A 22,539-nucleotide genomic window follows, 5' to 3' on the forward strand; every position below is an offset into this window, starting at 1 on the left:
GAAAAATCCTTGCTTGAGTAGGTGACGATTGGGGGGCGATAGGCGCGAATCTTACCGCATGCGTGTCGATGGCGTCCTGCCCCGCCTGCCGGGCGTGGTCTTGATTGGCCGGCAGGGGAAAAGCGGCGTTAACAAAGTATTTGCATTTAACCAATCGTGGCGCATGAATATTATGTTTTTGTGTATCATTGATCAACCCCTATGTTTGATTTGGCATAAGTGGCTGTCATAGCAGGCTGCGTCTTGCCGTTTGGCGCGACAAAGGTGTAAAGTTTCTCGCTAAAACGCGATAAAAACTACTAAAATGGCACAATGTAACAACTGTGTCACACGGCTTTGTTACAGCCAAGTTAAGAACCGAACAGGAAGCAGTTGTAATTAGTTGTAATTGCTATTCCGATTACATGACCACTGTGCCGGGGACTGAGCATCAATTCCGTCCCTGGCGCCGCCAGACTTGTTATATAAATTGCAGTACTGTATCTATGAGACTGTTTTGCGACATCAATAGATGGTACTATTTTGAAATGTTGCAGTTTTAATAGTGAGACTTGCGCGTAGCATTTGCAAAGGAAGAAAATGCGAACTGCATTTGAAGCGTGGGCGCAGCGTGACGGCCACATTGTGCGGCGAAGAGAAGACAAACCGGATGAGTACCTGATTTTCGAGACCCAGCGCCGCTGGGTTATCTGGCAGGCAGCTCTGACGCATGGCAAGACGGCTGCGAAGCCGCGCGTGAGCGCGGCCGAAAAGGCGGCAAAAGCCCAGCGCGCGCTGGAAATGTCCTCCGATGAAGCGACCGTGCGCAACAAGGTGCTCAATGAGGTGCTCGACGCCTTCAGCGGCGCCGATGGCGCGGCCGGCATGGAAGGCATACTCAAAGTGATCCAGGGCCTGAAGCAGAAGCAGAAGGCGCTGGCCGACGACAAGAGCGAAGATTCAACGGCTTGAGGGGACGGCGATGCGTTATCGGCACTATAAGGGCGGCATTTACGAACTCGTGTGCGAAGCCACGCTGGAAGCGGATCTGACGCCGATGATCGTCTATCGCGCCGCAGACGGTTCCATCTGGACCCGTCCTAAAGACGTGTTTTTTCAACTGATCGAAGTCGAAGGCGTCATGGTCCAGCGTTTCGCTCCCATCAACTGATGGCCGCCTGCGTGCGTGCCCGGGATACTCTTCATGCGTAAATTGCTGCCTGCCGCTTTGGTGCTGGGCTTTGCCTGCGCCGCGGCGCATGCCGAAACCATCGGTTCGGTCGACACGGTGTTCAAACTGATCGGCCCTGACCATAAAATCGTCGTTGAAGCGTATGATGATCCGCGCGTCGCCGGCGTCAGCTGCTACCTGTCGCGCGCCAAGACGGGCGGCATCAAGGGCGCCGTCGGCCTGGCCGAAGACAAGGCCGATGCGGCCGTGGCTTGCCGCCAGGTGGGGCCGCTGCAATTCAAGGGCAAGCTGCCGCGCCAGGAAGAAGTGTTTACCGAGCGCGCCTCGATCTTCTTCAAGCACGTGCGCGTCGTGCGCATGGTCGACAGCAAGCGCAATGCGCTGGTTTACCTCGTATATTCCGACCGCCTGATCGAGGGCAGCCCGAAAAACAGCGTCACCGCCGTCGCCGTGCCTGGCGACCAGCCTATCCCCGTCCGTTAAGCGAGCTTCCCATGCGCGTCCCATCGTATGCAGCCCTTGCCGCCAGCACGCTGCTGCTGTTTGGCCTGGGCGGCTGCGCCACCCTGACGGGCAACACGGACCAGATGGTGCTGGTGCAAACCATCCAGGACAACCGCGAGCTGACGGGCGCCGGTTGCATCCTCAGCAACGACGTGGGCAAGTGGTTCGTCACCACGCCCGGACGCATCACCATCCGCAAGAGCCAGGAACCGTTGAAAGTCGATTGCCGCAAGCATGGCTCTCCCGCCATCGCGACGGACGACCACATCGATCCCAAGCTCAATAGCAGCGTATGGGGCAATGTCATCCTGACCCTGGGCGTCGGCTATTTCGTCGACCGCAACACGGGCGCCGGCTTCGACTACCCATCGATCCTTACCATCGTCATGCAAGACCCCGCGCGTCTGGCCCCGCCGCCCGCGCCCGTTGCCGTGAAGCCGCCGCCTGCCGCCGTGCCGGAAACGGTAGTGCAGCCCAAGGTGGCGCCGTCGCCATTGCCCAATCCCGTCGTCTACTGATTAATATCCCACGCATGAAAAAACCGCCAGGGTCAGTGACCGTGGCGGCTGTCTTATTGCGTAACGACGCCTGACAAAACCGTAGCGAGCGGGAGCTAGTGGTGGTCGAGAAGCGCAGCTGTACTTTATGTACAGCGAGCATCGCCGGCCGCCAATAGCCCCGCGCAGTAGGTTTGGTCTGGCGTTACACCCGGTTGATCAGGAACGTGGTGAGCAGGGGGACCGGGCGACCGGTCGCGCCTTTTGATCCGCCCGATTTCCATGCCGTGCCGGCGATGTCCAGATGCGCCCAGGTGTACTTCTTGGTGAAGTTTTCCAGGAAGGCCGCTGCCGTCACCGATCCGCCGCCTGGCGTGCCGATGTTGGCCAGGTCGGCGAAGTTCGACTTCAGCTGTTCGTTGTACGCCTCTTCGATCGGCATGCGCCATGCCGTGTCGCTCGACTGCTTGCCCGCTGCCAGCAGTTCATTGGCCAGCTGGTCATGCGCCGCATCGCTGCGCGTAAACAGGCCGCTGTTGTGGTGGCCCAGGGCGACGACGCAAGCGCCCGTCAGGGTGGCGATATCGACCACGGCTGCCGGCTTGAAGCGTTCGGCGTAGGTCAGCGCGTCGCACAGCACCAGACGGCCTTCGGCGTCCGTGTTCAGCACTTCGATGGTCAGGCCGTTCATGGAGGTGACGATGTCGCCCGGCTTGGTGGCGCGGCCCGACGGCATGTTTTCGCACGCGGCGATGACGCCGATGACGTTCAGCTTCAGGTTCATTTCGCCGATGGCGCGGAAGGTGCCCAGGACCGAGGCGGCGCCGCACATGTCGTACTTCATTTCATCCATGCCGGGACCGGCCTTGATCGAGATGCCGCCCGTGTCGAAGGTGATGCCCTTGCCGACCAGGACCACCGGCGCATCCTTGGCCTTGCCGCCCATGTGTTTCAGGACGATGAATTTCGGCGGCTGCTCGCTGCCGTTGGTGACGGACAGGAAGCTGCCCATTTTCAGCGCTTCGAGCTGTTTGCGGTCCAGTACTTCGACTTCGAACTTGTAATCCTTGGCCAGTTGCTTGGCCGTGCTGGCCAGGTAGGTCGGATTGGCGATGTTCGCCGGCAGGTCGCCCAGCTTGCGCGTCAGGTCGGAACCGTTGGCGATGGCGATGGCTTGCGTCAGCGCGCCGCGCGTGGCTGCCGTTGCTGGCGCTGCCAGGACGATCTTGCGCACGCCTGCCGGCGCCGGATCTTTTTTGCTTTTTTGCGAGTCGCAGCGGTATTCGCTGTCATGTGCTGCTTGCACCACGCAACGGATTGCCCAATTTACGTCGCGCTCTTTCACTTCAGCCAGCGGTAATGCGATAATGGCGTCCGCAGCGCCCAGCGAGCCGAAGGCCTTCAGCGCGGCTTGTACGCCGGTTGCGAAGCTTTTTTCGCTGACAGTGTCATCGCTGCCCATGCCTACCAGCAGAACACGTTCGGCGGCGACGCCATCGACTGCGCGCAGCAGCAAGGTGCTGCCAGGCTTGCCGCTGATGTCGCCGGACTTCAGCGCAGCCGAAATCGCACCCTTGCTGTCCAGCGATTTTGCCGCTGGCGACAGTTTTTTGTTTTCGAATACCGCAACCGCGATGCATCCGCTTTTGGCCGTGCCGAGGGTGCTCTTGGTATCGAATGCTTTTATGCTAAAGTCCATTTGGTTCTCCGTTTTCATTTACTAGTAACGTGTTACTCAACTAACTGACCCGAATTATAAACTCCGAATGATCTTTCAACGCGCCCTTCGACGTGAATTGGCTAGTGCCGCCGGGGCCACCTTCACTGTTTTGTTCAGCATCCTGCTCACCTGGATGCTGATCGGTATTCTCGGCAAGGCGGCGGGCGGCAAGATCGCTTCGGCCGACGTCATGTCCCTGATGGTCTTTTCCGCCCTGATGCAGCTGCCCACCATTATCATCCTCACCGGATTCATTTCGGTGCTGATGGTCGTCACGCGCAGCTACAAGGAGTCGGAGATGGTGGTGTGGTTCGCCTCCGGTCTGAGCCTGTCGCGCTGGATCTGGCCGGTCCTGAGCTTCGGCCTGCCGCTGGTGCTGGCCACCGGCGTCCTGAGTTTGTACGCCACGCCGTGGGCGCAAAAGAAAAGCGATGAATATGTGGCGCGCTTTGAAAAGCGCGAAGACCTGCAGAAAGTCACGCCGGGTCAGTTCCGCGAATCGGCCGGCAGCAACCGCATCTTTTTCGTCGAGGGCGCCAGCGGGGAAAAGAACGTGGTGCAGAACGTCTTCGTCAATACCGTCGATGAAAAAGGCAGCGCCGTCGTCGTCGTCGCGAAGGAAGGCGTGATCAACACCGACGCCAAGGGCGAACGCTTCCTGGTGCTCAAGAGCGGCCGCCGCTACCAGGGCGTGCCGACACAGGCGGACTTCCAGACCATGGAATTCGAGCAGTACATCATGCGCATCGAGAGCAAGCAGCAGGAACTGGGCGCGGAACTGGGCGTACGCGCCATGAGCACCATGGCCCTGGTCGCCGATCCGAATCCCTATACGATGGCCGAGTTGCTGTGGCGGGTCAGTGCGCCGCTGATCGGCCTGATGCTGATCCTGCTCGCCATTCCGCTGGGCTTTGTCAATCCGCGCGCCGGCAGTTCGGCCAACCTGATCATCGCCCTGCTGATTTTCTTCACCTACAGCAATCTGATCAAGGTGGTCGAAGCGAGCGTGAAACAGGGGCGCCTGACCTTCGGCCTGGCCTGGTGGCCGCTGCACCTGCTGGCGGCGCTGGCCGTGGTGGCGCTGTTTGCGTGGCGCCTGAATGTGAACCACCGCTACCATCCGCTGGTCCTGCTGGCGTCCTTCAAGCGCGCGCGCCGCGCCGGCAAACCAAGTAAAGCGGCATCGAAATGAAAATTTTACAGCGCTATTTTGCGGTCTCGATATTCCAGGCGGTGCTGTTCGTGCTGCTGGCCTTTCTGGCTTTGCAAGCCTTCATCGACCTGACGGGCGAGTTGCCCAAGGTGGGCCGCAACGGCTACACCATCCAGTATGCCTTCCTGTATGTGCTGGTGCTGGTGCCGGGGCACGTGTACGAGGTGATGCCGATCGCGGCGCTGATCGGCACCATCTACACGATGGCGCAGTTTGCCGCCAGTTCCGAATTTACCATCATGCGCGCATCGAGCATGTCGACGGCGATGGCCGCCGGTTTCCTGTTCCGCATCGGTATCGTCTTCGTCGTGATCACCTTCATCTTCGGCGAGGTGATCACGCCGCGCACGGAGCCGCTGGCCGAACGCCTCAAGCTGACCTCGCGCGGCGCGGCCGTGTCGAGCGAGTTTCGCTCGGGCCTGTGGACCAAGGACATGGTCAAGAGCGACGGCCTGACGGGTACCGTCACCGGCTCGCGCTTTTTCAATGTCGGCGAAGCACGTGCGGACGGCCAGCTGAAAAACGTCAAGCTGTATGAATTCGACACCGATATGCGCTTGCGCACCCTCACCGTGGCCAAGGGCGCGACCTACCAGGGCAATAATATCTGGCGTCTGACCGATGTGACGGAAACCTCGTTCTCGAACAGCGCGGCCACCTCGCCCGGCTTCGAGCCGAAGCTGGCGAACTACTATGGACAGGAAACGAGCCTGGTGCGCACGGTGCAGAGCGCCAGCAAGGACATGACGTCGGAAGTGACGCCGAAGATCCTGACGGTGTCGGCGTCCGACCCCGAGCGCATGTCGGCCAGCGAACTGGCCGTGTACACGCGCCACCTGGCCGAGAACAAGCAGGAAACCGAGCGTTTCCGCATCGCCTTCTGGAAAAAACTGATCGATCCGCTGGCCATTTTCGTGCTCATGGCGCTGGCGCTGCCGTTCGCCTACATGCATACGCGCAGCGGCGGCATCAGCCTGAAGATATTCATCGGCATCATGATCGGCGTGAGCTTCATGCTGGTCAACACCCTGTTCTCGCATCTTGGCTTGCTCAGCACCTGGCCGGCCTTCCTGACGGCGGTGGCGCCGAGCGCCCTGTATCTGCTGCTGGCGCTGGGCGCCCTGTGGTGGGTGGAGCGGCACTGATGGAGACGAACGTGAAACAGGCATTGATCTTGTTTGCCCATGGCGCGCGCGCTGCATCGTGGGCTGCCCCCTTCGAGCGTCTGCGCGACCTGACCCAGGCGCGCATGCCCGGCGCCAGCGTGCACCTGGCCTTCCTGGAACTGATGACGCCGCGCCTGCCCGAACTGGTGGCGAGCCTGCTGGCCGAGCTGCCCGCCGGTGCCATCCTCGACGTCACCGTGGTGCCCGTGTTCCTGGGGCAGGGCGGGCATGTGTTGCGCGATTTGCCCTTGCTGCTGGAAGAACTGCGCCAGCAGCATCCGGCACTGCGCCTGAAGGTGGTCGAGGCGGTGGGCGAGAACGCCAGCGTGCTCGCCGCCATCGCCGATTACTGCGTGGCGGCGCCAGGCTCCAGCCCTTTGCCTTGAGCGGCATCGACATCGTCTACCTGTGGGTGGACGGCGCCGATCCCGCCTGGCGCGCGCGCCGGCGGCACGCATATGCCGCCTGGGCGCAGGCGCACCCCGGCCAGCTGGCCCTGCACGGCAACGTGGCGGGGCGCTACCGCGACAACGGCGAACTGCGCTACAACCTGCGCGCGCTCGAGCGCTTCTTTCCCGGCCATGGCCACATCTACCTGCTGACGGACCGGCAGGTGCCGCACTGGCTGCGCGCTTCACCGCGCCTGACGGTGATCGATCATGCCAGCCTGATGCCCGGTGCCGCCTTGCCGGTGTTCGACTCCGGCCATATCGAATCGTATCTGCACCATATTCCGGGTTTGTCCGAACGCTTCCTGTATCTGAACGACGACGTATTTTTCGGCGCGCCTTTCGAGCCTGCATTCTGGTTTGGCGGGGAAGGGGACCGGCGTTTGAGTGTTTTTACGGAGAGCGCGCTGCACGAGGATCTGCCGGGCTTGCGCGCCGACGTGGCGGCGCCCGTCAATTGCGCTACCTTGTCGCGGCAATGGCTGTCGGCGCAGTACGCCGATTACCGGCATGAACCGCGCCTGTATGCGCATGCGCCGCGGCCCATGTTGAAAAGCGCGCTGCATGCGCTGGAAGGGCTGGCGCCGGCCATGTTTTCCGGCGTGCGCGCGACGGTGTTTCGCTCGTGGCAAGTGCCGGCATTACTGCCCGACCTGGTGCCGCGCTGGATGGTGCATCAGGGAATTGCGCGCTCGCGCATGCTCGACCCGCTGCATATCGCCAGCGGCGATGCGCAGGCGCCGCGGCAGCTGGAGGAACTGGCGGCACGTTTTGGCAGCTTGCCGTTTTTCTGCATCAACGATACCTGCGACGAGGCCGAGGACGACGACCCGCGCCTGTTGCGCGTGGCCGCTACCTTGCAGCGCCTGCTGCCGCTGCCATCTTCCTTTGAGATTTGAAGACGGTTAAACCGCGGTCTTCCTTGGCGCCAGGCTGATGCGGGCGGCGGCCGAGCTGTCGGACAGCGAAGCGAGGAACAGCAGCAAATAGGCGCCCAATTCCAGCACTTCTTCGCCGAGCAGCGCATAGGCGTCCGGCATGCCATGAAAGACCTTCTTGTCGAAGGGCCAGCCGGCGACCATCAGCAAGCCGCCGATGGCTGTCAGGATAGTGATGCGCATGCTGAAAATCTGCGGCGCATGGGCAAACACCTTGCGCGCGCGCGGCGCGAAAAAGATCAGCACGCGTATCAGGATCAGCAATTCCACCAGACGCAAGGCTTTTTCCAGCTGCGCCCAGGCGGGCGCCGTGCCGAACTGGTCGATATCGAGTTCGCGCAGCAGGAAGCCGAACAGCAGGGCCGACAAGCCCGCATGCATGAGGAAGCGCAGGGACTGGCGGTCAGTCTCTTGCCAGGCGCGCACGCCGTGCACGGTGCAAGCCAGAGCCAGGAACAGCGCCTGCAGCCATTCCAGCAAATGGTTTTCATCGTCGATATTCGGGAAGACCGTCCACAGGGCGATGGAGGCGAGCATGCTGAACAGCACAGCGCTGGCGACGCCGACATTGCTGCGGCTGAGCGAAGTCAGGGCTTCGCGCATGGAGGTGAAATTCATGTATGGTCGTAAGGCTAAAGTTGCGCGGCGCGGTATTGCAGCCTGCGGGCGCAGCTTTTTTCGGGGAGGGTCAGCCGGGATACCGCACGGCAAGCGCTATGGCGGGGCGAAGCGTGAATTTATTGCTATCACGCAACAACTTCTCGAGAAAAGATGCGTGAGCATCGTATCATGTTTCCCCGGAAGACGTCGGTTACTGACTTTAAAGTCGGTAAAATACGGTGTGTTTATTCAAGCATGGCGCGCCAGCATGGCCGCCGTTTCTTCGCTGGCCTGGTGCGCGCGCGCGGCCATGGCGTCGCCCAGCATCACCAGCACGGGACCGTGGGTGTCGCCCAGGCCGTGCGCCAGTGCGCTCAGCGTCAGGCGCACGATGCGCTGGTCCGGGCGGCTGCAGTTTTCAATCACCACCACCGGAGTGTCGGCACGGCGGCCCTGGGCCAGCAGGCGTTGCGCCGTGGCGATGGCTTCGCGTCCGCCCATGTATTGCACCAGGGTGTCGCAGTCGGGAATGCGCGTCTGGTCCGGTTCGCCCGGCGCCGTGCTGGACGTGAAAAAGGCCACGCTGCGCGACACGCCCCGCTTGGTCAGCGGCTGCTGTGTGGCGGCCGCGGCCGCCAGCGCCGTGGTAATGCCGGGCACCACTTCGACGGCGATGCCCGCCTCTTCCAGCGCGCGCAATTCCTCGTCGGCACGGCCGAACAGCATGGGGTCGCCCCCTTTCAGGCGCACGACGACGGCGTGCTTGCGGGCGTTGTCGACCAGTTGCTTGTTGATGAACGCTTGCGCCGTCGACAACTGGCCGCAGCGCTTGCCGACCAGGATTTTTTGCGCCTGCGGGCACAGCTCCAGCATCTCTTCGGTGACCAGCGCATCGTGCAGCACGACGTCCGCCTGTGCCAGCAGGCGCGCGCCGCGCAAGGTCATCAGGTCTTGTGCGCCGGGGCCTGCGCCGATCAGGTAGACCTTGCCGGGGAGAGATGTGGAGTTGTTCATGCTAGCCTTCTTCAGTCGAGATGCGGGTTACAGCCGAACCATGCCCGCCGCGACGGTCTGGTGGGTGACTTCATCGATCAGGATGAATGCCCCCGTGGCGCGGATATCGGCATAGGCGTCGGCCGCCAGCGCTTGCTGCACGTTCAGGCTGATGCGGGCGATGTCGTTGAGCTTCAAGCCTTCGGCCGGATGGCGCTGCTGCGTATTGATGTCGAGGATCGATTCGATCGCCGTCACCTTGGCCGCCGTCTGCTTGGTGCCGTGCTTGATCCAGTACTTGCGGCGCAGGTCCAGCGCGTCTTCCGACAGCCAGCACACGTCGGCCACCACCTGTTTCAGCAGGGTGGCAGGACGCTCGCTGCTCGCCAGCAAGTCGCCGCGCGAGATATCGAGGTATTCATTGAGCAGCAGGGTCACGGACTGGCCCACCACGGCCGTTGGCAGCGAGCCGTCCAGGGTGACGATATCCTTGACGGTGGCCGTCTGGCCCGACGGCTGCACCACCAGGGTGTCGCCGATGCTGACCTTGCCCGCTTCGATGCGGCCCATGTAGCCGCGGAAGTCGTTCGCTTCGTGGCCGTTGTGGCGCGCCACCAGCTGCACCGGGAAGCGGAAGGGCGTGTCGTGCGATTCGTCGTAGACGGACAGCGATTCGAGCAGTTCGATCAGGGTCGGGCCCGTGTACCAGCCCAGCTTGTCGCCGCGCTCGACGACGTTGTCGCCCGTCAAGGCCGACAATGGAATCGGCGTGATGTCCTTCAAGCCCAGCGACTGGGCGAACTCGCGGTAGGCGGCGACGATGCGGTTGTAGACCGTTTCATCGTAGTCGACCAGGTCCATCTTGTTGACGGCCACGACCACGTGCTCGATCTGCAGCAAGTGCGCGATGGTGGAGTGGCGCTTGGTCTGGATCAGCAATTCCACGCTGCCGTCGTCGCCCAGTTTCACTTTCGATACGTCGATCAGAATGATGACGGCGTCGGCCGTGGAGGCGCCCGTGACCATATTGCGCGTGTACTGTTCATGGCCCGGCGTGTCGGCGATGATGAACTTGCGCTTCGGCGTGGCAAAGTAACGGTAGGCCACATCGATGGTGATGCCTTGCTCGCGTTCCGCTTCCAGGCCGTCCGTCAGCAAGGACAGGTCGACCGTGTCGCCCACCGTGCGCTTGTGCTTGGAGCGCGACATGGCGTCGAGCTGGTCGGCAAAGATGCCCTTGCTGTCGAACAGCAAGCGGCCGATCAGGGTGCTTTTGCCGTCATCGACGGAACCGGCCGTGATGAAGCGCAGCATGCCGCGTTCAACGCTGTCGGTGAGAGTGGTGTTCTGGATTGCTGCGTTCATTAGAAATACCCTGCTTTCTTGCGTTTTTCCATCGAGGCTTCGGAAGTCTGGTCGTCCATGCGGGTGGCGCCCCGTTCCGTGATTTGCGTGATTGCCGTTTCGGCGATGATGGCGTCGACCGTTGCCGCGTCGGACGAGACGGGGCAGGTGCACGAAATATCGCCCACCGTGCGGAAGCGCACGACTTGCGTTTCCACCGTTTCGCCGTCGCGCGGCGGCGTCAGATCCGTCAACGGCACCAGCAAGCCGTTGCGCGGGATCACCTGGCGTTCGTGCGCGAAGTAAATCGGCGGCAATTCCAGTTTCTCGCGGGCGATGTATTGCCACACGTCCAGCTCCGTCCAGTTCGAGATGGGGAAGACGCGCATGTTTTCGCCCGGATGCACGCGGGTGTTATACAGGTCCCACAGTTCCGGACGCTGGGCTTTCGGGTCCCAGGCGCCGAATTCGTCGCGGAACGAGAAGATGCGTTCCTTGGCGCGGGCCTTCTCTTCATCGCGGCGCGCGCCGCCGATGCAGGCGTCGAAACCGTGTTCGGCGATGGTTTCCAGCAGGGTCACGGCTTGCGCCGCATTGCGCGAATCCGTGGCCGGGTTGCGCAGGCGCACGGTGCCGCGCTTGATCGAGTCTTCCACGGAGCCGACGATCAGGCGCTCGCCCAGTTCGGCCACCTTCTTGTCGCGGAAAGTGATGACTTCCGGGAAGTTGTGGCCCGTGTCGATATGCACGAGGGGGAATGGGAACTTGCCTGGGCGGAAGGCTTTTTCGGCCAAACGCAGCAGGACGACGGAGTCCTTGCCGCCGGAAAACAGCAGCGCAGGGTTGGCCGATTCGGCCGCCACTTCGCGCATGATGTGGATGGCTTCCGATTCAAGGCTGTCGAGGTGACGCTGGTTCAAAATATTGCTCATATGGGTACTTTCTTGTTCTGCTGAGTCTATTGTTTCTGTTCAGGCTGCCACGGATTTGATGCGTATCAGTTTGCCGTCCACCATGTGCAGGCCGCATTCCTTGGAATCCGGGTTTTCCCACCACCAACGCCCGGCGCGCACGTCCTCGCCCGGCTGCACTGCACGCGTGCACGGTTCGCAGCCGATCGACGGATAGCCCTGGTCGTGCAGCGCGTTGTACGGCACGTCGTTGGCGCGGATATAGTCCCACACATCCTGCTCGGACCAGTCGGCCAGCGGATTGAATTTCGTCATCGCGTGCGCCGCGTCCTCTTCCTGCACGTGCAATTCGGCGCGCGTGGTGGACTGGGCGCGGCGCTGGCCCGTCACCCAGGCCTTGTTGCCGGCCAGGGCGCGGCCCAGCGGCTCGACCTTGCGGATGCGGCAGCATTCGCGGCGCATCTCGACGCTGTTGTAGAAGGCGTTCAGACCGTTCTGTTCCACGTAGGCGGCGACAAGCTCCGGCTGCGGGCGGTACAGGGTGATATCGTGGCCGTAGCGGGTTTTCACCTTGTCGAGCACGGCCAGGGTTTCCTGGTGCAGCCGGCCCGTTTCCAGGGAAAAGATGCCGATGGGCAGCTTCGCCTTCAGGATCATGTCGGTCAGCACCATGTCTTCGGCTGCCAGGCTGGACGCGAACACGGCCGGCGAAAAATCCGCGGCGATGCGTGTCAGCGTTTGCTCGGTGGCGTCAATCAAAGAAGTCAGATCGCTCATGATGGGTCCTCAGATGCCGGACGCGTTGTCGAGGTCAGGATTCTGGCCTTCGCGGTGGTGGCGGCGGAACAGCGGCGACTTCTGATCCCACGACGCCTGGTAGGTTTCCGAAAAGACGGACAAACCTTTCAGGGCGTCATGGATGCTGCGGTCCGGGCGCGTCGCATACGCATCGAAACCGACGCGGTGCATGGAAAACAGCTGGTCGCGCAGCACGTCGCCGATGGCGCGCAGTTCACCCTGGAAACCCAAGCGGGCGCGCAGGTTGAAGGCGATGGAGTAGCCACGGCCATCCGTGAATTTCGGAAAGTCCACGCCGATGACGGGCAGCTGCGCCACGTCGGCCGCCAGTTCTTCCGGGCGCTCGTCGCTGGCCAGCCAGACGCCGATGTCGGGCAGGCGCGCCAGCAGCGTTTCGCGCTGGGCTTGCCATACGGGCAGGGGCACGATGACCTTGCCCGCAGGCACGACGACCGTTTCCGGCGTGTCGGTCTCATCGAGGCGCAGCAAGCCCCAGGGATTCGGCACCACGGCGGCGTTCTTGATGATTTCTTCGCGTACTTCAAACATATTCGTCTTCTCCCACCAGGTTGCCGACGGTGATCGGCGTTGCATATACGTGTTCCTTGAACGGCGCCAGGCCCAGGCGCTGGGCCGTGTCGACGAAGCGCTCGCCCTCGTGGCGGTCGCGCACGTAGACGTGCAGCAGGCGGCCGATGACTTCAGGCATCTGCAGGGAAGAGAACGATGGTCCGATGATCTTGCCGATGGCCGCGTTGTTGCCTTGCGCGCCGCCGATCGACACTTGATACCATTCGCTGCCATCCTTGTCGACGCCGAGGATGCCGATGCTGCCCACGTGATGGTGGCCGCAGGCATTGATGCAGCCGGAAATATTCAGTTCGATCTCGCCGATGTCGTGCTGGAAGTCGATGCTGTCGAAGCGTTCCGCGATGGCGGCCGCGATCGGCAAGGACTTGGCATTCGCCAGCGAGCAGAAATCGCCGCCCGGGCAGCAGATCATGTCGGTCAGCAGACCGATGTTCGGCGTGGCCAGGCCGTGCGCCTTGGCTTCCTGCCACAGTGCGAACAGTTTCGATTGCTCCACGTCGGCCAGCACCAGGTTCTGCTCATGCGTCACGCGCAGTTCGCCAAAGCTGTAGCGGTCGGCCAGATCGGCCGCGAAGTCGATCTGCTCTGCCGTCGCGTCGCCCGGCGGCACGCCCGTTTTCTTCAGCGACAGTACCACGGCCACGTAGCCTGGGCGCTGGTGCGGCTTGACGTTGCGCGCCAGCCAGTTCACATAGGCCTTGTTGTCAGCGTGTTCGGCCTTGTAGTCGAGTTCCGGCAGGGCAAGGTAGGCGGGCGGATTGAAGAAGTCCGCCACGCGCTGCATCTCTTCGGTCGTCAAGGTTTCCGGACCATCTTTCAGATCGACCCACTCTGCCTCCACCTGGCGCGTGAATTCTTCCACGCCGATGGCTTTCAGCAGGATCTTGATGCGCGCCTTGTATTTGTTGTCGCGGCGGCCGTGCAAGTTGTACACGCGCATGATGGCCTGGATGTAGGTCAGCAAATGCTGCCACGGTAAAAATTCGCGCACGACGCTGCCCAGGATCGGCGTGCGGCCCATGCCGCCGCCGGCCATCACCTTGAAGCCCACTTCGCCGGCGGCGTTGCGCACGGCCGTCAAGCCGATGTCGTGCACGGCGATGGCGGCGCGGTCTTCCTCGGCGCCATTGATGGCGACCTTGAATTTACGCGGCAGGGCGATGAACTCGGGGTGGAAGGTGCTCCACTGGCGCAATACTTCCGCGTATGGGCGCGGATCGATGATTTCATCGGCCGCGACGCCGGCGTAGGGGTCCGATGTTGTATTACGGATACAGTTGCCGGAGGTCTGGATCGCGTGCATTTCCACGGATGCCAGGTCCGTCAGGATATCGGGCGTCTGTTCCAGCTCGATCCAGTTGAACTGGATGTTCTGGCGCGTGGTGAAGTGGCCATAGCCGCGGTCGTACTTGCGCGCGATGTGCGCGAACATGCGCATCTGCTTGGACGACAGCAAGCCGTACGGCACGGCGATGCGCAGCATGTAGGCATGGCGCTGCATGTACAGGCCGTTTTGCAGGCGCAGCGGAATGAATTCCTCTTCCGTCAGTTCATTGGCGATACGGCGCGCAACCTGGTCTCGGTACTGGGCGATGCGTTCTTTGATGATGAGGTGGTCGTACTGATCGTAATGGTACATATCAATTCCTAAAAAAGCCGGGGTGCTGGAAGATTGCCTGGGATTATGTTCTTGATACTGCTCTTGTCACTTGTTCGGTCAATTAATAGATTAGCTTTACTGCCACGCCGGTCAAGGTCATCGCCAGCAAGACTCTTAAAAACCTTTCCGGCACGGAGCGGGCGACCCAGGAGCCGAGCGTGATGCCGGGCAGGGAGCCGACCAGCAAGGAGGCCAGCAATTCCCAGTGAATGGAGCCGAGCCACCAGTGACCGAGGGCGGCGATGGCCGTCAGGGGCACGGCGTAGGCGATGTCGGTGCCCGCCACTTCGGCCGAGCTCATACGTGGATACAGCATCACCAGCAAGGTTGCGCCGATGGCGCCGGCGCCGATCGAGGAGACCGTCACCAGCACGCCCAGCACGGCGCCGGCAATGATGGTTGCGGCGGCAAGCTTGTTTCCTTGTAATTGTTTCTCAGGATGCGCATTGATCCAGGCCAGCATGCGGCCCTTGAAAATGAGTGCCACGACGGTCAGCAGCACGGAGCCGGCGATCGAGTAACGGATGATCTTGCCGATTTCCGGCGACAGGGTGCCGAACGATTTGAGCGCCAGGGTCGCGATGACGGCGGCGGGCAGGGCGCCGATGCACAGGCGCTTGACGATATCCCAGCGGATGGTGCCGCGCAGGCGGTGCGTCAGGGTGCCGGCGCTCTTGGTGATCGAGGCGAAGGCCAGGTCGGTCCCCACGGCCACGGATGGCGGTACGCCAAACAGCAGGGTTAACAGCGGCGTCATCAGCGAGCCGCCGCCCACGCCAGTCATTCCTACGAGTAATCCTACGGCAAATCCTGAGACTATATAAGACAAAGTCATGCTTTCACCCCCAAAGTACCCGCAATAGTAATAAACTTGGCGTTTAATCCAAACTACTAAGTACGCATTTGCTTATATGCGATATGCGTATATGCATGCATGCAAAATCATGGGTGGGGCGGAAACTCGGCAAATCACGGCAATCTAGGGCAAACCAGCAATGAATCTCCATCAACTGCGCTTCGTGCGCGAAGCGGTCCGGCAGAATTACAACCTGACGGACGCCGCCAAGGCCTTGTTCACGTCGCAACCGGGCGTATCGAAAGCCATCATCGAGCTGGAGGAAGAGCTGGGCGTGGATATTTTTACGCGCCACGGCAAGCGCATCCGCGGCTTGACGGAGCCGGGCCGCCTGGTGCTGGAGTCCGTCGAGCTGATCATGCAGGAAATCGACAGCATGAAGCGCATCGGCAAGGAATTCGCGGCACAGGACAGCGGCAGCTTCACCATCGCCACCACGCATACGCAGGCCCGCTACACCTTGCCCAAGGTGGTGCAGGCATTCATGTTGAAGTTTCCCAAGGTACGCCTATCTTTGTTGCAAGGCAACCCGCGCCAGATCGCCGAGATGGTGCAGCGCGACCAGGCGGACCTGGCCATCGCCACGGAATCGATCGCCGCCATCGATGGCCTGATCACCTTGCCATGCTATCAATGGGAACACGTGGTGGTGGTGCCGGTCGATCATCCGCTGCTCAAATCGAAGTCCGTGACCCTGGAAGAAATCGCCGCCTTCCCCCTGATTACCTATGACAGCGCGTTCGCTGGACGCAACAAGATCGACCACGCTTTCGTGCTGCGCGGCCTGAAGCCGGACATCTTGCTGGAAGCCATCGACGCGGACGTGATCAAGACTTATGTCGAGTTGGGCATGGGGATTGGTATCATAGCGGGTATGGCCTTCGATGCCGAGCGCGACAAAGGCTTGCGCGCCATCCCTGTCGGGCACCTGTTCGGCATGAATGTGTCGCGCGTGGCCGTCAAGCAGGGCGCGTATTTGCGCAGCTATATTTATACCTTTATCGAGTTGCTGACGCCGACCTTGAACCGCAAGCTCATCGAGCAGGCGATGAGCGGTGATAAAGAGCACTACGAACTATAACAATGCATGAAGTCGGCCGGGCGAGGTGCCTGGCCAAGATTATTTAAGAAGAGAAGAAACAATGATTACCGATCAGCTTGCCAAATATTACGCCACCATCGCGCAGCAGTACGAGCGCGTCTATGACAAGCCCGAACGCCAGGAAGACCTGGAAGTGTTGCGCGACAAGGTCGCCGACGTGCTGGAAGGCCATACCGTGCTGGAACTGGCTTGCGGCACGGGCTACTGGACGGAAGTGGTCGCCGAGTCGGCCGAGTCCGTACTGGCTACCGATATCAACGATGAAATGCTGGCGCTGGCCCAGGCACGCGGCTTGCCCGACAACGTCAGCTTCGCCAAGCTCGACGCCTTTAACTTGCCCGACGACATGCTGGGCAAGTTCACGGCCGTGTTCGCCGGCTTCTGGTGGTCCCACGTCAAGCGCGAAGACCAGGACAAATACCTGAAGCAATTGCGCAGCAAGCTGGGCAAGGACATCCTGCTGGTGCTGATCGACAATTCCTATGTCGACGGCAGCAGCACGGTCATCGCGCGCACCGACCTGGAAGGCAATACCCACCAATTCCGCACGACGGAGGGGGGCGAGCGCTATGAAGTGCTGAAAAATTTCCCATCGGATAGTCACCTGCGCAAGAAGTTTGCCCACTCGGCCCGCGAAATCCGCATGAAGCGCCTGGAATACTACTGGCTGCTGAGCTGCCGCCTGAAATAAGGCCGGCACGGCAAGAACAACCGCCTGCGGGCGGTTTTTTTTCGCCTGTTGTTTTTATCTAACAAGATATTGTTCCAAAAAACAACATCTTGTCGATGTCATATTGTTGAAGTATTTCGTGGGCATGATTCGGTTCAGCAGCTAAGCAGCACCATTCTTGTCCAACCTAATGTAGAGAATCTCAAGTGAAAAAAATTACTCTGGCAGCATTGATCATCGGTACCTTCGCAGCAGCCACGGCGCAAGCACAATCGAACGTCACCGTGTATGGTCTGGTTGACCTTGGTATCGCCAAGACCACTGGCCAGCCGACGGTACAACGCGAAAACAATGCGTCGCGCCTCGGTTTCAAGGGTACGGAAGATCTGGGTGGCGGCCTGTCCGCAATTTTCAACCTGGAAAGTGAATTCCTGGCTGACACCGGTGCGCAAAAAGGCGTGTTGTTCGACCGTCAAGCGTACGTGGGCTTGAAAGGCGCGTTTGGTACCGCCATCCTGGGCCGCACCAAGAATCTGGTCGATGGCACCATCGCCCGCGTCGACCCATTCAACACCTACGGCGTCGTCGGCAAGAACAATGAAACCCTGCTGCGTTCGGGCGTTGGCACGTCGCGCGTCAACAATGCCGTGACTTACAACAGCCCAAGCTTTGAAGGTTTCGTGGGCAGCCTGCAATACGTGCTGAGCGAAGTCAACAGCGCTGACGCGGGTGTGATCGGCCTGGCAACCTACGACAATGGCCCGATCAGCTTGCACGCCGGCTACGAGAAAGCCGTACAAGCAACGGCAACGGCCGCCAAGCCTGACCTGTGGTCCATCGGTGGCGGCTATAAATTCGGCCCGGCCAAGATCACGGCCGCCTACTCGAAAGGCGACACCAAGGTTGCGACGACTGGCGAATTCAAGTCCTACCTGATCGGTCTGAACTACACGGTTGGCGGCGGCGATGCCAAAGTGTCGTATGGCAAGCAAGAGCAAAGCAACAACAAGGTCAAGGATCAGGACACCATCAAGGAATTCGGCGTCGGCTACGACTACCACCTGTCGAAGCGCACCGACGTGTACGCCTACGCTGGCCGCGAGCGCGTCAAGTCGCTGACTTCGTATCAGATCGGTCTGGCACACAAATTCTAAGCATCATTCGATGTGACGAAGCAAAGGCGCCTGCGGGCGCCTTTTTTATTGCATCGCCGCAGATGCCGCCTCGGCATGCATGGGCAGCGAGATGTCGATGCGTGTGCCGCCCAGTTCGCTATCGGCGCCGATATGGATGCTGCCGCTCAAGCCCCACACCCGTTCGCGCATGCCCAGCAAGCCCAGTGCTGTGGCCTTTTCCAGGTCGTGTTCGGCGATGCCGCGACCGTCGTCCTGAATGGTGATGGCCAGCGTGGAATCGATGCGGTGCAGGGCGATGGTGATGTGGCTGGCCTCGGCATGGCGCGCGATATTCGTCAGCGCTTCTTGCACGATGCGGTAAATGGCCGTGCTGCGCGCGTCGTCGAGCACGAGGTCGGCCTCGTCGGCCAGCAAGTCGAAATGGATGGCGCGGCGCAGCAGGAAGTCGTGGCGCAGTTTTTGCAGTGCAAAATACAATCCCCCTTCATCGAGTGCGCGCGGACGCAGGTTGCTGGCGATGCGCCGCAGCGAGGTGATGGCCGTCACCAGCAAGCCGTCCATGCTGTGCAGCAACGCTTGCAGGGACGGGGTGGTCTCCGTGTGCTGGCGCACCAGGGTCAGGTCGACGCGCAAGGTGGCCAGCAATTGCCCGAGGTCATCGTGCAATTCGCGCGCGATATGCTTGCGTTCTTCTTCACGGATGGTTTGCAGCGCGCTCGACAGTTCACGCAATTGTGAAAAGGAGCGGGCCAGCTGCTCATGCATCTGCTGGCGCGCGCTGATGTCGCGCACGATGATGGTAAAGACGCTATGGCCGTCTTCCTGCATGGCCGAGAGCGATCCTTCCAGGGGAAACATGGCGCCGTCGCTGCGCCGTCCCGTCAAGGTGTAATCGGTGGCGCGCCGGCCCGTCAGGCGCAGTTCCTGGCTGATATCGCCAAACGGCGGCTCGCCATCGTGCTTGCCCAGGCCGCCGAGGGTACGCAAGTCGCGCAGGATGTAGTGGCCCAGGCGCATGCCGCGCATGCCGGCCGGCGTGTCGTCGAACAATCTGGCCGCCGCCGCGTTTGCATGCAGGATGATTTGCTGGCTGTCGATGCTGATGATGGCGTCGCTGGCGCTGTCGATGATGGCTTGTCCGCGCGCCTGCTGCTGCCGGCGGGCTTTCAGTGGAGGAAACAGGCACAGCAAAAGCGCTGCCGCCATACCCAGCGGCAAGATACGCAGCAGTGCGGGACTGCCTCGGTCGGGCATGGTATCTCCTTGCGAACGTGAGCGAAGGCAGGCAAGACAGTGGCAGGCAGGATTTTATGTAGCCTATGCCTGTTGGCGCGGCGCGGCTTGATATGGCGCAGGAAGGGAGCAGAAGAGAGTGGCGTGCCGCGCCGGCCTGGGCCGGGCGGCGGCGGAGTCTTACATTTGCTTGAACAGGTGCAGGAAGCTGCGGCTCACTTCGAGCTTGTCGGACTTGCCTTTGATGAGTACCAGATGGCGGCCGCGGATGTCGCGCGTCACGCCTTCGATGGCATTCACGTTGACCAGGGTGGCGCGGTGGATTTGCCAGAACAGCGAAGGGTCGAGCTCTTCGGCCAGGTCGCGCACGGGCTTGCGGATCAGCGCCTCATACTTGGCGGTCTGCACGCAGGTGTATTTCTCGTCAGAGCGGAAGAACAGGATCTCTTCCACGGGGATCATGCGTAAATCCTGGCCGATGCTGGCCTGTATCCATTGCAGGTAGGTGGGCTTGGCCGTGATTTTTTCCGCCAGCTGCGACAGCATGGCCGTGACGCTGCTGTTGACGTCCAGGGCTGGCTTGTTCAAGTGCGTTTTCAGACGCTCTACCGTCACGAGCAGGCGCTCATGCTCGGGCGGCTTGAGCACGTAGTCGACGGCGCCGCGCTCGAAGGCTTCGACGGCGTGGCTGTCGTAGGCCGTGACGAAGACGATATGCGTCTTGCTGCCTATTACTTGCGCCGCTTCCATGCCCGTCTTGCCCGGCATGCGGATATCGAGGAAGGCAAAGTCGGGTTTGAGTTGTTCCACCAGTTCGATCGCCTCGTCGCCATTCTTGGCTTCGCCGATGATTTCCAGTTCAGGCCAGGCCTGGCCCAGGCGCAGGCGCAGCTGGTCGCGCATCAGTCTTTCGTCGTCGGCAATAATAGCGGTAGGCATAGGTCTCAAGTGTGAACAGGCGAAGATTGATTATTCAATGATTTAGCGTTTTTATCAACTACTCTGTCTTACTTGGACAATTGATATGGCACTTCGATCACGGCACACACGCCGGACGGTTGATTTGGCGTAATGGTCAGGCTGCCCTCGTCGCCATGTAGCAGCTTCAGGCGTTCGCGTATGGTGGGCAAACCCAGTCCCGTGCCATCGCTGGGCACCACGCCAAAGCCCAGGCCGTCGTCGGTGACGGTCACGCGCAGCTTGCTGTGCGCCACTTCGGCCACGATGCGCAAGGTGCCGCCTTCCGGTTTGACTTCCAGGCCGTGCTTGATGGCATTTTCCACCATCGATTGCAGCATCATGGGCGGGAAGGCGGCGCTGCGCAGGCCATCGGGAATCTGGAAGTCGACGGTCAGGCGTTCTTCCATCCGCATTTTCAGCAGGTTCAAGTACGCTTGCACCATGTCCGCTTCACGGCCCAGGTTGGTAATCAGGGCGTTGTCGCGCATTTGCGGCAGCACGGCGCGCAGATACTGGATCAGGCTGCGCTGCATCTTGGCCGCGCGCGGCGGATCGACCTGGATCAGGTGTTCGACGGAGGCCAGCGTGTTGAACAGGAAGTGCGGCTCGACTTGCGCCTGCATCATCTGCATCTTCGCTTCGCTGAGCTGGCGCTGCATGGATTCGCGCTCGGCCGCCTCATTCGCGGTGACGGTTTCCGCTTCGGCGCGTTTCTTGCCGCCGACCAGGGCCTTCATGGCGAACAGGGCCAACACCAGCAAGGAGACGAAGCTCTTGAACCAGGTCGAGGCTTGCTGGTGGTAGCGCGACACTTTTTGTTCCGCCGCATCATCGACCGCTTCTTCGATGGCATTCGATAGCTCTTCGCCGATTTGCGGCGGCAATTCAATATGGACTTCTTCCCCCGAAGCATTGGTGGTCACCGGATAGTTGGGCTTGGCGGGGGCGGCTGGTGGTTGCGGCGGTTCCGGCGGCACGGCACTGGCTTTTGCGTCCGCCTCGGCGGCATCGGCTGGATCGCTGGCCGCCTCGGCCGCGCTGCTGCGGCGGTTCTTGCCGTTGCGGGGATTGAAATGGATGCCCGTATCGTCGATCAGGATATTGGTTTCCCCCGAACCCTTGCTGCTGCGTTTATGCGACTTGATGACCACTTCCTCGTCCGGGCTGGACGAGAACAGCTCATCTTGCAAAATGGAGCCGGCGATCAGAGCCAGTGCAGCGAACAGGAAGAATTTCCACCAAGACAGTTGGGTGACCCAGGTCGTCGTCGCGTCGAATGCCCGTTGCAACCAAGCGAGGATGGTTTTCAACAATTGGGGCAGGCTGGAAATCGGAAGCATGGGGGCACTTTCAAGTACAAGAGTTAATTGACGCAGCGGGCAAGTTTAACCCTTTGTTGAGTAGCGTCAGAGTCTGATGCTGCCACTGTGCCTAAACACCACGAACTACGCCAGCCGATTGCGACAGGCTGCACAAAAAGGCGCTTGAAGTGAAGGCAAGGCTTGCTGGGCGGTGAGGGCGGGGAAATAGCCCTTGCGGAGAGTGCGGGGCACGGCTATAATTCGCCCCCTCGCTGAACGACGCATGCAAATGCTGAGTACGGTGAGAAAAAAGAAGGTTGACGAATTAGCCGAAACGCTTCATACTCTTCCTTCTTCGCAGTTGACAAACACAACGCTTTGTCGATAGCGCGAGAGCAGTAAATAAGCAGTAACCGAATACAGTTCTTTAACAATTAACAGTCGATAAGTGTGGGCATTTGATGTCAGTGCAGCGTCAATCTTCGGATTGGCGTAATACTTAAAATATATCAAATGTTCACAAGAAATAATGAAATAGGCGCTACGCAAGTAGTGGCCTGTCAGTTTTTTGAGTGAGCGACCCGTCAGTAATGACGGTGCCAATAAAATGGCAAAGTAACAGAGATTAAACTGAAGAGTTTGATCCTGGCTCAGATTGAACGCTGGCGGCATGCCTTACACATGCAAGTCGAACGGCAGCACGGAGCTTGCTCTGGTGGCGAGTGG

23 protein-coding genes and 1 rRNA gene are annotated in these 22,539 nt (G+C 60.8%); 12 read left to right on the forward strand and 12 right to left on the reverse strand.

The window, feature by feature from the left end:
* The first annotated feature begins 579 nt into the window (after positions 1-579).
* Genes ACQ4W4_RS27085 through ACQ4W4_RS27100 form a run of 4 tightly spaced genes read left to right on the forward strand, consistent with a single transcriptional unit; the run spans position 580 to position 2,193 of the window.
* The gene (locus tag ACQ4W4_RS27085) at positions 580-951 is read left to right on the forward strand and encodes a phiTE_015 family protein (protein WP_034751548.1); all 372 of its coding nucleotides are present in this window, start codon (positions 580-582) and stop codon (positions 949-951) included.
* 10 nt (positions 952-961) lie between these two features.
* The gene (locus ACQ4W4_RS27090) at positions 962-1,150 is read left to right on the forward strand and encodes a DUF1653 domain-containing protein (protein ID WP_034782199.1); all 189 of its coding nucleotides are present in this window, start codon (positions 962-964) and stop codon (positions 1,148-1,150) included.
* A gap of 33 nt (positions 1,151-1,183) precedes the next feature.
* Positions 1,184-1,654, forward strand: a complete 471-nt coding sequence (locus ACQ4W4_RS27095; protein WP_070219479.1) for a CreA family protein — start codon at positions 1,184-1,186, stop codon at positions 1,652-1,654.
* An 11-nt stretch (positions 1,655-1,665) separates the two neighbouring features.
* Complete coding sequence (locus ACQ4W4_RS27100; protein ID WP_436544596.1) at positions 1,666-2,193, forward strand: hypothetical protein; 528 nt, start codon at positions 1,666-1,668, stop codon at positions 2,191-2,193.
* Between the two features lie 184 nt (positions 2,194-2,377).
* Here ACQ4W4_RS27100 and ACQ4W4_RS27105 read toward each other — a convergent pair whose 3' ends face one another.
* Positions 2,378-3,871 carry a leucyl aminopeptidase gene (locus tag ACQ4W4_RS27105; RefSeq protein ID WP_436544597.1) on the reverse strand — a complete coding sequence of 498 codons (1,494 nt, stop codon included), beginning with the start codon at positions 3,869-3,871 and terminating at the stop codon, positions 2,378-2,380.
* A gap of 67 nt (positions 3,872-3,938) precedes the next feature.
* On the opposite strand from ACQ4W4_RS27105, the gene lptF reads away from it, so the two are divergent.
* The 4 genes from lptF to ACQ4W4_RS27125 are packed head-to-tail and all read left to right on the forward strand — an operon-like array spanning position 3,939 to position 7,619.
* Positions 3,939-5,084: an LPS export ABC transporter permease LptF gene (gene lptF / locus ACQ4W4_RS27110; protein WP_436544598.1), complete on the forward strand. Its 1,146-nt coding sequence runs from the start codon at positions 3,939-3,941 to the stop codon at positions 5,082-5,084.
* The gene (gene lptG, locus ACQ4W4_RS27115; RefSeq protein ID WP_070219475.1) at positions 5,081-6,250 is read left to right on the forward strand and encodes an LPS export ABC transporter permease LptG; all 1,170 of its coding nucleotides are present in this window, start codon (positions 5,081-5,083) and stop codon (positions 6,248-6,250) included. The genes lptF and lptG overlap by 4 nt, the downstream gene beginning before the upstream one ends.
* Positions 6,250-6,657 (forward strand): sirohydrochlorin chelatase, encoded by a 408-nt coding sequence (locus ACQ4W4_RS27120; RefSeq protein WP_070219474.1) that lies wholly within the window; start codon positions 6,250-6,252, stop codon positions 6,655-6,657. The genes lptG and ACQ4W4_RS27120 overlap by 1 nt, the downstream gene beginning before the upstream one ends.
* A complete protein-coding gene (locus ACQ4W4_RS27125) occupies positions 6,654-7,619 on the forward strand; it encodes a Stealth CR1 domain-containing protein (RefSeq protein WP_436544599.1) in 966 nt (321 codons plus the stop codon). Before ACQ4W4_RS27120 ends, ACQ4W4_RS27125 begins: the two co-directional genes overlap by 4 nt.
* A 6-nt stretch (positions 7,620-7,625) precedes the next feature.
* Here ACQ4W4_RS27125 and ACQ4W4_RS27130 read toward each other — a convergent pair whose 3' ends face one another.
* The 8 genes from ACQ4W4_RS27130 to ACQ4W4_RS27165 form a co-directional block, all read right to left on the reverse strand.
* On the reverse strand, positions 7,626-8,276 hold the full coding sequence (locus tag ACQ4W4_RS27130) for a hypothetical protein (RefSeq protein WP_436544600.1): 651 nt from the start codon (positions 8,274-8,276) through the stop codon (positions 7,626-7,628).
* Between the two features lie 231 nt (positions 8,277-8,507).
* On the reverse strand, positions 8,508-9,272 hold the full coding sequence (gene cobA / locus ACQ4W4_RS27135; protein WP_436544601.1) for a uroporphyrinogen-III C-methyltransferase: 765 nt from the start codon (positions 9,270-9,272) through the stop codon (positions 8,508-8,510).
* 27 nt (positions 9,273-9,299) lie between these two features.
* Entirely contained in the window at positions 9,300-10,616 is a 1,317-nt protein-coding gene (locus tag ACQ4W4_RS27140) for a sulfate adenylyltransferase subunit 1 (protein ID WP_436544602.1), read from the reverse strand.
* Positions 10,616-11,557 carry a sulfate adenylyltransferase subunit CysD gene (gene cysD / locus ACQ4W4_RS27145; RefSeq protein WP_436544610.1) on the reverse strand — a complete coding sequence of 314 codons (942 nt, stop codon included), beginning with the start codon at positions 11,555-11,557 and terminating at the stop codon, positions 10,616-10,618. The genes ACQ4W4_RS27140 and cysD overlap by 1 nt, the downstream gene beginning before the upstream one ends.
* A 9-nt stretch (positions 11,558-11,566) precedes the next feature.
* Positions 11,567-12,283 (reverse strand): phosphoadenylyl-sulfate reductase, encoded by a 717-nt coding sequence (locus tag ACQ4W4_RS27150; protein WP_436544603.1) that lies wholly within the window; start codon positions 12,281-12,283, stop codon positions 11,567-11,569.
* 9 nt (positions 12,284-12,292) lie between these two features.
* Positions 12,293-12,853, reverse strand: coding sequence for a DUF934 domain-containing protein (locus tag ACQ4W4_RS27155; RefSeq protein ID WP_436544604.1), 561 nt, complete (start codon positions 12,851-12,853; stop codon positions 12,293-12,295).
* The gene (locus ACQ4W4_RS27160) at positions 12,846-14,534 is read right to left on the reverse strand and encodes a nitrite/sulfite reductase (protein WP_436544605.1); all 1,689 of its coding nucleotides are present in this window, start codon (positions 14,532-14,534) and stop codon (positions 12,846-12,848) included. The genes ACQ4W4_RS27155 and ACQ4W4_RS27160 overlap by 8 nt, the downstream gene beginning before the upstream one ends.
* An 82-nt stretch (positions 14,535-14,616) precedes the next feature.
* Positions 14,617-15,390 (reverse strand): sulfite exporter TauE/SafE family protein, encoded by a 774-nt coding sequence (locus ACQ4W4_RS27165; protein WP_436544606.1) that lies wholly within the window; start codon positions 15,388-15,390, stop codon positions 14,617-14,619.
* A 160-nt stretch (positions 15,391-15,550) separates the two neighbouring features.
* On the opposite strand from ACQ4W4_RS27165, the gene ACQ4W4_RS27170 reads away from it, so the two are divergent.
* The 3 genes from ACQ4W4_RS27170 to ACQ4W4_RS27180 all read left to right on the forward strand — a co-directional run bounded on the left by ACQ4W4_RS27170 (position 15,551) and on the right by ACQ4W4_RS27180 (position 18,337).
* Positions 15,551-16,492 carry a CysB family HTH-type transcriptional regulator gene (locus tag ACQ4W4_RS27170; RefSeq protein ID WP_034751505.1) on the forward strand — a complete coding sequence of 314 codons (942 nt, stop codon included), beginning with the start codon at positions 15,551-15,553 and terminating at the stop codon, positions 16,490-16,492.
* Positions 16,493-16,553: 61 nt separating this feature from the next.
* Positions 16,554-17,204: a class I SAM-dependent methyltransferase gene (locus tag ACQ4W4_RS27175; RefSeq protein WP_436544607.1), complete on the forward strand. Its 651-nt coding sequence runs from the start codon at positions 16,554-16,556 to the stop codon at positions 17,202-17,204.
* A gap of 185 nt (positions 17,205-17,389) precedes the next feature.
* Entirely contained in the window at positions 17,390-18,337 is a 948-nt protein-coding gene (locus ACQ4W4_RS27180) for a porin (protein WP_436544608.1), read from the forward strand.
* A gap of 45 nt (positions 18,338-18,382) precedes the next feature.
* On the opposite strand, the gene ACQ4W4_RS27185 is transcribed toward ACQ4W4_RS27180, so the two are convergent.
* The 3 genes from ACQ4W4_RS27185 to ACQ4W4_RS27195 form a co-directional block, all read right to left on the reverse strand.
* Positions 18,383-19,573: a PAS domain-containing sensor histidine kinase gene (locus ACQ4W4_RS27185; RefSeq protein ID WP_436544609.1), complete on the reverse strand. Its 1,191-nt coding sequence runs from the start codon at positions 19,571-19,573 to the stop codon at positions 18,383-18,385.
* A 159-nt stretch (positions 19,574-19,732) separates the two neighbouring features.
* Positions 19,733-20,491, reverse strand: a complete 759-nt coding sequence (locus ACQ4W4_RS27190) for a LytR/AlgR family response regulator transcription factor (RefSeq protein ID WP_034751497.1) — start codon at positions 20,489-20,491, stop codon at positions 19,733-19,735.
* 68 nt (positions 20,492-20,559) lie between these two features.
* Positions 20,560-21,852, reverse strand: a complete 1,293-nt coding sequence (locus tag ACQ4W4_RS27195) for a sensor histidine kinase (protein WP_070219461.1) — start codon at positions 21,850-21,852, stop codon at positions 20,560-20,562.
* Between the two features lie 588 nt (positions 21,853-22,440).
* Here ACQ4W4_RS27195 and ACQ4W4_RS27200 point away from each other — a divergent pair.
* Positions 22,441-22,539: ribosomal RNA gene (locus ACQ4W4_RS27200) — 16S ribosomal RNA — on the forward strand; the annotation flags it as partial.

The organism is Janthinobacterium glycogeni (genome assembly GCF_051380725.1).
GTDB lineage: Bacteria > Pseudomonadota > Gammaproteobacteria > Burkholderiales > Burkholderiaceae_D > Janthinobacterium.

What these genes read in the sequence shown, in the direction of transcription:
- ACQ4W4_RS27105 (WP_436544597.1), bottom strand. Translation starts at nt 3,871, where the DNA reads ATGGACTTTAGCATAAAAGCATTCGATACCAAGAGCACCCTCGGCACG.
- ACQ4W4_RS27140 (WP_436544602.1), bottom strand. Translation starts at nt 10,616, where the DNA reads ATGAACGCAGCAATCCAGAACACCACTCTCACCGACAGCGTTGAACGC.
- ACQ4W4_RS27130 (WP_436544600.1), bottom strand. Translation starts at nt 8,276, where the DNA reads ATGAATTTCACCTCCATGCGCGAAGCCCTGACTTCGCTCAGCCGCAGC.
- ACQ4W4_RS27085 (WP_034751548.1), top strand. Translation starts at nt 580, where the DNA reads ATGCGAACTGCATTTGAAGCGTGGGCGCAGCGTGACGGCCACATTGTG.
- ACQ4W4_RS27155 (WP_436544604.1), bottom strand. Translation starts at nt 12,853, where the DNA reads ATGTTTGAAGTACGCGAAGAAATCATCAAGAACGCCGCCGTGGTGCCG.
- ACQ4W4_RS27150 (WP_436544603.1), bottom strand. Translation starts at nt 12,283, where the DNA reads ATGAGCGATCTGACTTCTTTGATTGACGCCACCGAGCAAACGCTGACA.
- ACQ4W4_RS27190 (WP_034751497.1), bottom strand. Translation starts at nt 20,491, where the DNA reads ATGCCTACCGCTATTATTGCCGACGACGAAAGACTGATGCGCGACCAG.
- ACQ4W4_RS27095 (WP_070219479.1), top strand. Translation starts at nt 1,184, where the DNA reads ATGCGTAAATTGCTGCCTGCCGCTTTGGTGCTGGGCTTTGCCTGCGCC.
- cobA (WP_436544601.1), bottom strand. Translation starts at nt 9,272, where the DNA reads ATGAACAACTCCACATCTCTCCCCGGCAAGGTCTACCTGATCGGCGCA.
- ACQ4W4_RS27185 (WP_436544609.1), bottom strand. Translation starts at nt 19,573, where the DNA reads ATGCCCGACCGAGGCAGTCCCGCACTGCTGCGTATCTTGCCGCTGGGT.
- ACQ4W4_RS27160 (WP_436544605.1), bottom strand. Translation starts at nt 14,534, where the DNA reads ATGTACCATTACGATCAGTACGACCACCTCATCATCAAAGAACGCATC.
- ACQ4W4_RS27165 (WP_436544606.1), bottom strand. Translation starts at nt 15,390, where the DNA reads ATGACTTTGTCTTATATAGTCTCAGGATTTGCCGTAGGATTACTCGTA.
- ACQ4W4_RS27120 (WP_070219474.1), top strand. Translation starts at nt 6,250, where the DNA reads ATGGAGACGAACGTGAAACAGGCATTGATCTTGTTTGCCCATGGCGCG.
- ACQ4W4_RS27175 (WP_436544607.1), top strand. Translation starts at nt 16,554, where the DNA reads ATGATTACCGATCAGCTTGCCAAATATTACGCCACCATCGCGCAGCAG.
- ACQ4W4_RS27100 (WP_436544596.1), top strand. Translation starts at nt 1,666, where the DNA reads ATGCGCGTCCCATCGTATGCAGCCCTTGCCGCCAGCACGCTGCTGCTG.
- ACQ4W4_RS27195 (WP_070219461.1), bottom strand. Translation starts at nt 21,852, where the DNA reads ATGCTTCCGATTTCCAGCCTGCCCCAATTGTTGAAAACCATCCTCGCT.
- lptG (WP_070219475.1), top strand. Translation starts at nt 5,081, where the DNA reads ATGAAAATTTTACAGCGCTATTTTGCGGTCTCGATATTCCAGGCGGTG.
- lptF (WP_436544598.1), top strand. Translation starts at nt 3,939, where the DNA reads ATGATCTTTCAACGCGCCCTTCGACGTGAATTGGCTAGTGCCGCCGGG.
- ACQ4W4_RS27170 (WP_034751505.1), top strand. Translation starts at nt 15,551, where the DNA reads ATGAATCTCCATCAACTGCGCTTCGTGCGCGAAGCGGTCCGGCAGAAT.
- ACQ4W4_RS27090 (WP_034782199.1), top strand. Translation starts at nt 962, where the DNA reads ATGCGTTATCGGCACTATAAGGGCGGCATTTACGAACTCGTGTGCGAA.